Origin of the sequence: Streptomyces africanus, assembly GCF_002150735.1 — a bacterium.
GTDB classification, from domain to species: Bacteria; Actinomycetota; Actinomycetes; order Streptomycetales; family Streptomycetaceae; genus Streptomyces; species Streptomyces africanus.
Genome location: NZ_MUKA01000398.1, coordinates 1 through 9,805, shown reverse-complemented (window position 1 = coordinate 9,805; position 9,805 = coordinate 1). Strand labels below are relative to the sequence as shown.

At 74.0% G+C, this 9,805-nt stretch carries 9 protein-coding genes and 2 pseudogenes; 4 read left to right on the top strand and 7 right to left on the bottom strand.

Annotated elements, in window-relative coordinates; translation table 11 throughout:
• Window positions 1–640, bottom strand: a 640-nt coding sequence (locus tag CCL05_RS37395) for a polysaccharide pyruvyl transferase family protein (protein WP_208641703.1), incomplete at its 3' end; no start/stop codon positions are given.
• Between the two features lie 252 nt (window positions 641–892).
• Between CCL05_RS37395 and CCL05_RS37390 the strand changes: the two genes are divergently transcribed.
• Window positions 893–1,537 (top strand): phosphoribosyltransferase, encoded by a 645-nt coding sequence (locus tag CCL05_RS37390; RefSeq protein WP_086565084.1) that lies wholly within the window; start codon window positions 893–895, stop codon window positions 1,535–1,537.
• Between the two features lie 84 nt (window positions 1,538–1,621).
• On the top strand, window positions 1,622–2,611 hold the full coding sequence (locus CCL05_RS37385) for a TerC family protein (RefSeq protein WP_086565082.1): 990 nt from the start codon (window positions 1,622–1,624) through the stop codon (window positions 2,609–2,611).
• 18 nt (window positions 2,612–2,629) lie between these two features.
• On the opposite strand, the gene CCL05_RS37380 is transcribed toward CCL05_RS37385, so the two are convergent.
• The 5 genes and pseudogenes from CCL05_RS37380 to CCL05_RS37360 all read right to left on the bottom strand — a co-directional run bounded on the left by CCL05_RS37380 (window position 2,630) and on the right by CCL05_RS37360 (window position 7,872).
• Window positions 2,630–3,820 (bottom strand): CaiB/BaiF CoA transferase family protein, encoded by a 1,191-nt coding sequence (locus tag CCL05_RS37380; RefSeq protein ID WP_086565081.1) that lies wholly within the window; start codon window positions 3,818–3,820, stop codon window positions 2,630–2,632.
• Window positions 3,821–3,899: 79 nt separating this feature from the next.
• Window positions 3,900–4,586, bottom strand: a pseudogene (locus CCL05_RS46675) (helix-turn-helix domain-containing protein); the annotation flags it as partial.
• Window positions 4,587–5,200: 614 nt separating this feature from the next.
• Window positions 5,201–5,504: pseudogene (locus CCL05_RS46670) on the bottom strand (helix-turn-helix domain-containing protein); the annotation flags it as partial.
• 95 nt (window positions 5,505–5,599) lie between these two features.
• The gene (locus CCL05_RS37365; RefSeq protein WP_086565080.1) at window positions 5,600–6,574 is read right to left on the bottom strand and encodes an alpha/beta hydrolase; all 975 of its coding nucleotides are present in this window, start codon (window positions 6,572–6,574) and stop codon (window positions 5,600–5,602) included.
• Window positions 6,571–7,872: an MFS transporter gene (locus CCL05_RS37360; protein WP_244204537.1), complete on the bottom strand. Its 1,302-nt coding sequence runs from the start codon at window positions 7,870–7,872 to the stop codon at window positions 6,571–6,573. Before CCL05_RS37360 ends, CCL05_RS37365 begins: the two co-directional genes overlap by 4 nt.
• A gap of 56 nt (window positions 7,873–7,928) precedes the next feature.
• On the opposite strand from CCL05_RS37360, the gene CCL05_RS37355 reads away from it, so the two are divergent.
• On the top strand, window positions 7,929–8,915 hold the full coding sequence (locus tag CCL05_RS37355) for an ArsR/SmtB family transcription factor (RefSeq protein ID WP_086565078.1): 987 nt from the start codon (window positions 7,929–7,931) through the stop codon (window positions 8,913–8,915).
• Between the two features lie 4 nt (window positions 8,916–8,919).
• On the opposite strand, the gene CCL05_RS37350 is transcribed toward CCL05_RS37355, so the two are convergent.
• The gene (locus CCL05_RS37350; protein WP_086565077.1) at window positions 8,920–9,150 is read right to left on the bottom strand and encodes a hypothetical protein; all 231 of its coding nucleotides are present in this window, start codon (window positions 9,148–9,150) and stop codon (window positions 8,920–8,922) included.
• Between the two features lie 117 nt (window positions 9,151–9,267).
• Between CCL05_RS37350 and CCL05_RS37345 the strand changes: the two genes are divergently transcribed.
• The coding region (locus tag CCL05_RS37345) for a LysR family transcriptional regulator (RefSeq protein WP_143590005.1) at window positions 9,268–9,805 on the top strand (538 nt) is incomplete at its 3' end.

The following is a 9,805-nucleotide window of genomic DNA, read 5'->3' as shown; positions in this document are numbered from 1 at the left end:
CGGCCGCCCGGCCCGGCTCCCGCACCGACATCCCCACCAGACGCGAGTCGGTGGGCACGCCCTCGTGGCGCATCATCTCGTCGGTGAACGGCTCCGGTTCCAGCAGCAGTGCCGGGTCGGCGGTGACGACGACGTCGCGTTCGACACCGACCTCCTCCAGCACCAGCTTGGACTCCTCGTCCCGCACCACGATGTCGTCCATGTCCGCCAGCACCGTGCGCACGGCCTCCCGGTCGTCGGCCTCGCGCAGCGGGCCGGCGCCGATGGCGTAGGCGAAGGTGTGGATGCCGCGCTCCTGGGCGGCCCGGACCAGGCGCAGATAACGCCGCGCCTCGCCGTCGAAGAGGAGCCCGCCGCCGCCCAGGACCAGCAGATCGAGCGAGGCCAGGGCGTCCAGGACCTGGTGGCGGCTGACGCCCTCCCAGTCCACCACCTCGTCGGCGCCCGGGTGATGGGCCCGGGTGTGCTCGGCGTTCCGGCTGAAGACGACCAGCCGGGCGTTGGGCCGCTGGGCGCGCAGACAGTGCAGGACGCAGGTCAGGATCGACTCGTCGCCGATGTTGAAGCCGCCGTACGAGCCGAGCACGCCGATGCGCGGGCCCGGCCGGGCGGGCTGCGGATGAGGAGGGGCAGTGGTCATCCGGGTGCTCCCGTCGCGTCGGATTCTGCTCAGTGCCCCGGTGCGCTGCACCGGTGGTGCGGAGGGGGCGGTGCCCGTGCGTACGGTCCGTGCCGTGCACGGCCCCGGGTTGCCTGCGCCGCACGGCCGGAAACACCCCGCGTTCCGAGTGTGACCGAGGCCCGGAAGGTGCGCATTGTCCGGTGGGCCGGGGGTACGCGGGAGCCGGATCGGCGAAGGGCCCTCTCCGTGCGGGAAGCAGAGGTGACCGTCATGCGGTTCCATGATCGCCGGCAGGCCGGCGGGGAACTGGCCGAAACACTGCGTGCCCGGCAGAGGGAGGGGGCGCTGCCTGATCCCCTCGTCCTCGCCCTGCCCCGCGGCGGGGTCGCCGTGGCGCGCGAGGTCGCCGCGGCGCTGGACGCCCCGCTCGACGTCCTCGTCGTACGGAAGATCGGGGCGCCCTTCCAGGAGGAGCTCGGCGTCGGCGCCATGGCCGGGGACGAGGTGCCGCTCCTCGACGAGGACACCATGCGCCATCTGGGCCTCAGGGAGGCCGCCCTCGCGCCCGTCATCGAGCGGGAGCGCGCGGAGCTGCGCCGCCGCGAACGGCTGTACCGGCAGGGCCGCCCCGCACCCGACCTGCGCGGACGCACCGCGATCGTGGTCGACGACGGCCTGGCGACCGGTTCCACGGCCCGGGCCGCGCTGCGATTCGTCCGCCGTCAGGCGCCCGAACGGGTGGTGCTGGCGGCGCCGGTGTGCTCCCCGGAGGCGGCCGACCTGATGCGCGCCGAGGCCGACGAGGTGATCTGCCTGTACCAGCCGGCCGCGTTCATGGCCGTGGGCCTCTGGTACGAGAACTTCGACCAGCTGACGGACCAGGACGTCCTGGAAGCGCTGCACGCGCAACTGTGATCCATTGTTCACCTGTCAGGTGTGGCGGAAATCAGCCACGACGGACAACGATGTCCCCTCCCCACACCTGCCACAGGAGCATCAGTGAACGTCTCGACCACCGTGTGGCTGCTCACCGTGGCAGCGCTGTGTCTGCTCGTCGCCGTCGACTTCCTCGTTGGCCGCAAGCCGCACGACGTGTCCGTGAAGGAAGCCGGGACGTGGACGGTGGTGTGGATCGTCCTGGCCGTGCTGTTCGGGCTGGGGTTGTGGTACTTCGGCGGGAGCGGGCCTACGGGCGAGTTCTTCGCCGGTTACATCACGGAGAAGTCGCTGAGCGTCGACAACCTCTTCGTGTTCGTCCTGATCATGGGGAAGTTCGCGGTGCCCTCGCAGTACCAGCAGCGGGTGCTGATGGTCGGCGTCCTGATGGCCCTGGTGCTGCGGGCCGGCTTCATCGCGGCCGGCGCGGCGATCATCTCCGCGTTCTCCTGGGTGTTCTACCTCTTCGGCGCGTTCCTCGTCTGGACCGCCTGGAAGCTGATCCAGGACGCCCGCAAGCAGGACCACGAGGAGGAGTACCAGGAGAACAAGCTGCTGAAGATGGCGGAGCGGCGCTTCGGCGTGGCCGACCGCTACCACGGCACGAAACTGTTCATCACCGAGAACGGCAAGCGGATCATGACGCCGATGCTGGTCGTGATGCTCGCGATCGGCTCCACCGACGTGCTGTTCGCCCTCGACTCCATCCCCGCGATCTACGGCCTGACGCAGGACCCGTACATCGTGTTCACCGCGAACGCCTTCGCCCTGATGGGCCTGCGCCAGCTGTACTTCCTCATCGGCGGCCTGCTGAAGAAGCTGGTCCACCTGAGCTACGGCCTGTCGATCATCCTGGGCTTCATCGGCGTGAAACTGGTACTTCACGCGCTGCACGAGTCGGGCGTCCACGTCCCCGAGATCAGCATCCCCTTCTCGCTCGGCTTCATCGTGCTGGTGCTGGCCGTGACGACGTTCACCAGCCTGCGGGCCTCGAAGAAGCAGGAGACCGAGGCCGAGGCCGAGGAGGCGGAGGGGGTCACCGGGTCCCGGTAGGTTCTGCCGGCCGGGGCGTCAGACGACGCCGTCCGCGCGCAGGGCCGACACCTCCTCGTCGGTGCGGCCCAGCTCGGCGAGGATCGCCCCGGTGTGCTCACCGACCGCCGGTACGGGGTCCATCCGGGCGGACAGCCCCGCGAGGTCGGCCGGCGGGAGCAGGGCCTCCACCGTCGCCCCCGGCACCCCGACCTCGGTCCAGCGGCCGCGGGCGGCCAGCACCGGGTGGTCCAGGAACGCGGCGACGTCGTTGACCCCGGCGCAGGCGATGCCGATGGCCTCCAGGTCCTTGAGGATCTCCGCGGAGCCGGAGCGGGCGAAGCGCGCGGCGACGATCGCGTTGAGCTCCTCGCGGTGGGCGACGCGGTCGGAGGCGGTGGCGAAGCGCGGGTCGCCGACCAGCTCCGGCCGGCCGAGGAACTCGGCGCACAGGGCCGCCCACTCCCGCTCGTTCTGGATGGAGAACAGCACCTCCTTGCCGTCGGCGGCCTCGTACGTCCCGTACGGCGCGATGGTGGCGTGCTGGGTGCCCAGGCGCGGGGGCTGGGTGCCGCCGTACCGGGTGTAGTAGGCGGGCTGGCCCATCCATTCCGCCAGCGCCTCGAACAGGGACACGTCCACCGGGTGGGCCTCGCCGGTGACGGCGCGGGTGTACAGGGCCGTGAGGACGCCGCTGTAGGCGTACATCCCGGCGGCGATGTCGGCGACGGAGATCCCGGTCCGGGCGGTCCCCTCCGGGGTTCCCGTCAGGGACACCAGACCAGTCTGGCACTGCACGAGCAGGTCGTAGGCCTTGCGGTCGGCCCAGGGGCCGGTCGTGCCCCAGCCGGATATCGTGCACGGGATCAGACCGGGGCGGCGGCTGGTGACGGTGGCGGCGTCCAGACCGAGCCGGCCGGCGGCGCCCGGGGCGAGGTTCTGCACGAACACGTCGGCGCCGTCGAGGAGTTCGTGCAGGATCTCGCGGCCCCGTGGATCCTTCAGGTCCAGCGTGAGGGACTCCTTGGAGCGGTTGAGCCACACGAAATAGCTGGAGTGGCCGTGCACGGTCGTGTCGTACCGGCGGGCGAAGTCGCCGCCGCCCGGCCGCTCCACCTTGATGACACGGGCGCCGAGGTCGGCGAGCTGCCGGGTGGCGTAGGGCGCGGCCACGGCCTGCTCCAGGCTGACCACCGTGACCCCGGCCAGGGGATACCGCTGCACGCTCATGCCTCATGCTCCTGAACCTCGTACCGGACGGCGCCCGGACAGTCTCTCCCAGCCGGACGGCGGCGGCTGAGGCCGGGCTCTACGGCCGGGCCAGGTGCCGCATCGCCAGCGCCAGTTGCAGCCGGAGCCGGCCCTGCGGGGTGCGCACCGGCCAGCCGAGCAGGTGCTCGGCGTGGGCCAGCCGGTCCTGGAGCGTCGAGTGGTGGACGTTGATCTCGGAGGCGGCCGCCCGCAAGCTCGCCGTGGACGCGACCGCGTGCAGGGTCGCCGCCAGCCAGGGTGTGCTCGCCGCGGCCGCCTCCAGGGCACGCACGTCCGGCGGCGGTTCGGCGCCGGGCACGACGAGATCGGCGAGGAGGGCGATGCCGCCCAGCTCCTCGGCGTACACGACGCGCGGCCCGGGGTCCCGCGGGGTGCCGTCGGCGGTGAACCGCAGGGCGGTACGGGCCTCGGCCCACGACCGGGGGAGTTCGAGCACGGGCACGGCGGGCCCCACGCCGAGCCGTACGACCCCGTCGGCCTCCGCCCCGGCGGGTACGACCCGCGGCCGCTCGTTCAGCGGGGCGAGAGCCCGGGCCGGGAGGGCGGGGTCCAGGCCGAGGCGGCGGGCGGCATGCAGCCGGGCCGCTTCCGTGGCCGTGCCGTCGAGCAGGGTCTCGACCAGCGCCGGATCGTCGGCCGGGACCCGACCGCGGGTACGGTCGAGCACGAGCCGCAGCGCGCCGGCGGCCCGCTCGAGAATCACCGCGTCGACCACACTGGACGCGACCCGGGCGTGCCCGCCGCCACCCCTGCGGGCCGCCGCCCCGGCGTGATCGGTGTCGACCGGGTGGGATGCCGCCCTGGCGCGGTCCGCTGTCACGCCGTCGGGCGCCGCCCCGGTACGGCCGGTCCCCGCCACGCCGTAGGTCACCCCGCCACGGTCGATGTCCTCGGCGTAGGCAGCCGCCCCGCCACGCTCGGTCTCGACCGCGTGGGGCGCCGTTCCGGGGTGGTCGGTGTCGGTCGTGTGGGGTGCCGTTCGGGGGTGGTCGGTGTCGGTCGCGTGGGACGCCGCTCCGGCGCGGTCGATGTCGGCCACGTGGGCCGCCACCCCGCCACGGTCGGTGTCGGCCACCTGGGACGCCGCCCCAGCGCGGTCCGCTGTCGTGGCGCCCGGCGCCGACCCACAACGGTCCGCTTTTACAACGCCCGGTGCCGACGCGCGAAGGTCGGCTTTCCCCATGCCCGATGCCGGCCCGCCAACGTCCGCTTTCCCCACGCCCGGTGCCGACGCGCCAAGGTCGGCTTCCACCATGCCCGGAGCCGACCCCCCAGCGTGCGCGCTCGCCGCGCCGGACGCCGACCCGGTACGGCTCGCGGGCACGGGCACAGTGCCGCGCGCCGCACCGGCCCGCTCCAGCCACAGGGCCGCCGTGCCGTGCGGGGACAGCCGGGCGGACGGCCAGGTGGGGTCCGGAGGCGCCTCCGTGTCCCGTCGCGTGCCGTCGGGCTCCACGCGTACGTGCACGCGCCGTTCGGGGTCGACCAGCCGGGCCGGGCAGCCGGCCAGCACGGCGGCACCGCGTACGAGTGCCTCCACACCGGCCCTGGACTCGGCCAGGCCATCGAAGTAGGCGATGACCCGGACCGCCGCACCGGCATCAGGATCGAGCGCGGTCAGGCGCCCGGCCAGCTCTTTCATAGGCCCATGGTGCGGCATCCGGCCGCCGAACGGGCCCCGATCGCCGGTGGCGGCCCGAGCGCTCCGGCCGTGGCCGACGCACCTGGCCCCGCCCGTCACGCGCTCAGCAGCCTCCGCAGCCACTTCAGATGCGCCGCCCGCGCCGACTGGGAGAGCGCCGCCTGGGGTGCGAAGCCGTCGAAGCCGTGGAATCCGCCGGGCCAGACGTGCAGCTCGGCCACGCCGCCGGCCTGCCAGATGCGCGAGGCGTAGGCGACGACCTCGTCCCGGAAGGTCTCCGCGGAGCCGACGTCGAGGAACGCCGGGGGCAGCCCGGTCAGGTCCTCCGCACGGGCCGGTGCCGCGTACGCCGGTACGTCGGGGCCGCCTCGCCGCGAGCCCAGCAGCGCCGTCCAGCCGGTCTCGTTGGCGGTGCGGTCCCACACCCCGAGGCCCGCCATCTGGTACGTCGACGGCGTGTCGTTGCGGTCGTCGAGCATCGGGCACAGCAGGACCTGCCCGATGGGCTGCGGCCCCTTGCGGTCCCGCGTGAGCAGGGCCAGGGCCGCGCACAGCCCGCCACCGGCGCTCGCGCCCGCGATGACGATCCGCTCGGGATCGGCACCGAGCTCGGCGGCGTGGTCCGCCGTCCACAGCAGCCCGGCGTACACGTCCTCGATCGGCGCGGGATGCGGATGCTCGGGCGCCAGCCGGTACTCCACCGACACCACCACCGCGTCCAGCGCCTGCGCCCACGCCAGCGGGACGTCGACGCCGACCCGGTTGTTCCCGATGACCATGCCGCCGCCGTGCACGTGGTAGATGACGGGGCGCGGCCCGGCGCTCGCCGGAGCGGGCGGCCGGCAGATCAGCAGCGAGATGTCGGGCTCGCCCTGCGGCCCGGGCACCTGCCGGTCCTCCACCTCGAACGTCCCGCCCATCGTCAGGTCCATATCGGCCAGCAGCTGGATCCCAGGGCCCTGGCGCACCTCGGCGATCTCGTCCAGGGTGAGACCCGGGCTGATCATGTCCTTGATCAGCTCCAGGGCTCCGGCGAGTTCCGGGTCGAACGGGGGCGGAACATGCGTCATGACGTCTCCTCGGGCGAGGTCGCGGCGGCTCGTGCTGCCATGATCGGTCCGGCCGCACCGGACCCGGGCGCCGCCGTCCGGCGGAACCTCCCCGCCGTACGGCGGGTGGCACACCGGTGGCGGGCGAGGGCCACGGCCGTGAGCGCCGCGACCAGCGCGCACACCCCGAGCCACCCGAAGCCGCCGTACGCCCGCACACCCAGCCACGAGCCGACGGCGCCCCCAAGATACGCGCAGGTCATATAGGCGGTGGTGAGCCGGCTGCGCACCTCGGCACGCAGTGCCTGGATCCGCACCGTGTTGGCGACCATCCCGGACTGCATGCCGACATCGAGCAGCAGCGTGCCCACGACCAGAGCCGTCACTCCCGCCGCACCGCCAAGACCGCCCAGTGCCAGCACCGCGGCCGAGGCGCCCACCACCAGGAAGCACACCCGGTTGACCGCGTCCGGCCCCCGCCGGTCGACCTGGCGGCCCGCGACCGGCGTGCACACCATGGTCACCGCGTTGACCAGGGCGAGCAGCCCCACGGCCCCCGCGCCCCTGCCGTACACCGGACCCGTGAGCAACAGCGCCACACCCGTCCACACGGCGGAGAAACCGGCGAACACCAGGGCCTGGTACAGGCAGGACCGGCGCAGTCCGGGCTCCGTGCGCAGCAACCGCAGCGGCTCGGCCAGGAGCGCGACGTAGCCCTGGGAGGAAGGCGGGGACGTCCGGGGAAGCAGGCGCGCCGACAGCGCGGCCACCGCCAGGGACAGCACGGCGGCCAGGACGTACGGGGCCCGCCAGCCCAGCCACTCGCCGAGCGCGCCGCCGGCGGTGCGCGACAGCAGCATGCCCGCGAGGGAGCCGCTCAGCAGAGTTCCGCCGGTGACGCCCCGCCGCTCCCGCGGCACCAGACCGGCCGCCAGCGGCCCGGCGAGCGGCGCCGCCACCGTCGTCACCCCCACCAGGGCACTGGCGGCGACCAGCGGCACCAGCCCCGGCGCGGCGCTCGCCGCGAACAGCCCGAGGCCGGTGAGCGTGAGGAGGGTGACCAGCAGCGGGCGGTACGGGAGGCGGTCGCCGAGGGGCACGAGCAGGCAGATCCCGGCCGCGTAGCCGAACTGCGTCGCGGTGACGACACCGGCGGCCGCGTCGGGCGAGACGTGCAGCCCGGACGCGATCAGCGGGCTGAGGGCCTGCGGGAAGTAGACATTGCCCACGGCCGCGCCGCACACGAGCGCCAGGGCGAGGATCACCCGGGGACTCGCGCCCGGGTGCGCGGTAGGCTGCCGTCGATCGTGATCCGTCATGGGCCGAAGTCCACGCCATGGCAGGGCGGTTGCCAAAGGATGTAGCGAGGGCCTCAATGATCAGCTTCCGGCTCGACGCCGCGGACCTCGCCGACACCCGCTTCGCGATCTCGCCCCTGCGCGAGGTGATGGGCAGCCTGCGTGCCCTGCGCGCCCCCGCCCTCTACCCCCTGCACGTCCGGTGGCGCGCCGCCGTGCTCCAGCACCTCGACCCGGCCGACGCCCGGCTGCTCGCGGCCCTGGTGGGGGACACCCTGGCCCTGCCCGACTTCCTGACCCCCAGGCCGGAGTCCTTCGCGCCCGCTCTCGACGAGCAGCTGGCCGTCGTACGCGCCACACCCGCCGAGGCCGTACGCCGCGACCTGCTCGCCGCCCACGCGCCCGGGCCCCTGCCGCCGGCCCTGCGGGCGGTCACCGCGCCCGGTGACGCAGCCGTCGCGGAGCTGCTGGAGGAGCTGTGCGCCCTCCTGCGGCGCTACTGGGAGTCGGCGCTGTTGCCGTACTGGCCCCGGATGCGGCTCGTGCTGGAGGCCGACATCACCCACCGGGCACGTCAGCTGGCCACCGGCGGTGCCCGGCTGCTCTTCGCCGACCTGCACCGCAACCTGCGCTGGGACGACGGCGTCCTGCGCGTCGACCGGATGCGCGGACGCCACCACGTGGACGGCTCCGGTCGCGGCCTGCGTCTGGTGCCGTCGCTGTTCGCGCACCAGCCGGCGCCCCCGGTCAGCGCCGCCGAACCGCCGATGCTCGCCTACCCCGGCCGGGGCGCCGCCACCCTGTGGGAACCGGAGCCCGAGCCGGACGCCTCCGCCCTCACCGCCCTGCTCGGCGCACCCCGCAGCACCCTCCTGCGGCTGCTGGCCGAGCCCCTGGCGACAGTGGAGCTGGCCCGGCGCCTCGGCGTGACCCCGAGCGCCGTGTCCCAGCATCTGCGGGTCCTGCACGCGACGGGCCTGGTCACCCGCGCCCGCGACGGCCGCCACGTCCTCTACCGGCGCAGCCCGCTGGGGGAGCGGCTGGCCCGGCACGGCCCGGCCTGAACGCTCAGTGGCGCGCCGTGCCGGACCGAGCCGGAGCGGACCCGGACGGCGGCCTGCTGCGCGAGACGACGCGCATGCCGCAGCCGTCGACGACCCGGACCTGCAGCGAGCCGCAGCCGCAGCGCGTCCACTCCGTGCGGCCCGTCGCGGTGGCGTGCCGGGACAGCACCTGGAACGGCTCGCCTCCGTCCGGCCAGCCGCAGTGCGGGCAGACGGTGCCGGTGGTGCTGGTCATGTCTCTGACTCCTCGTGTTCCGTGGCTGGTGGACCGTCGCGACACAGCCAGGGTGCGTCCGAGACTCCGTACACGTCCAGGTTGACTTTGTGGACGTCATTGTGAAGCGTGGCCTTCATGATTGACCTGCGCCGGCTGCATGTCCTGAGGGCGGTCGCCCACTACGGCACGGTCACCGCGGCCGCCCGAGCCCTGCACTTCACCCCGTCCGCCGCCTCCCAGCAGATCCGGCAGCTCGCCCGTGACCTGGGCGTCGACCTGCTGGAGCCGCAGGGACGCGGGGTCCGCCTGACTCCGGCCGCCGAGAGCCTGCTGGCGCATGCAGACGCCATCCAGGCCCGCTGGGACCAGGCGGAACTCGATCTGCGGGCCGACCACGGGGCGCCGTCCGGTGTGCTGCGCGTGACGGGCTTCCCCGTGGCCATCTCGGTCCTGCTGGCGCCGATGGCGGCCCGGCTGGGGGAGCGGTACCCCCGGCTGTCCGTACGGATCACCGAGGCGGGCGTCCCGGAGAGCTTCGACCTCCTCTTCGAGGGTGACATCGACCTGGCGATCGTCGAGTCGACCCCGCACAACCCGCCGCTGAGCGACACGCGGTTCGACCAGCAGCCGTTGCTCGACGACCCGTTCGACCTGGTCGTCCCCGACGGGCACC

Excerpts from the sequence above, each read along its gene's own strand:
- CCL05_RS37390 (WP_086565084.1), top strand. The coding sequence starts at position 893 with ATGCGGTTCCATGATCGCCGGCAGGCCGGCGGGGAACTGGCCGAAACA.
- CCL05_RS37380 (WP_086565081.1), bottom strand. The coding sequence starts at position 3,820 with ATGAGCGTGCAGCGGTATCCCCTGGCCGGGGTCACGGTGGTCAGCCTG.
- CCL05_RS37365 (WP_086565080.1), bottom strand. The coding sequence starts at position 6,574 with ATGACGCATGTTCCGCCCCCGTTCGACCCGGAACTCGCCGGAGCCCTG.
- CCL05_RS37360 (WP_244204537.1), bottom strand. The coding sequence starts at position 7,872 with ATGACGGATCACGATCGACGGCAGCCTACCGCGCACCCGGGCGCGAGT.
- CCL05_RS37355 (WP_086565078.1), top strand. The coding sequence starts at position 7,929 with ATGATCAGCTTCCGGCTCGACGCCGCGGACCTCGCCGACACCCGCTTC.
- CCL05_RS37350 (WP_086565077.1), bottom strand. The coding sequence starts at position 9,150 with ATGACCAGCACCACCGGCACCGTCTGCCCGCACTGCGGCTGGCCGGAC.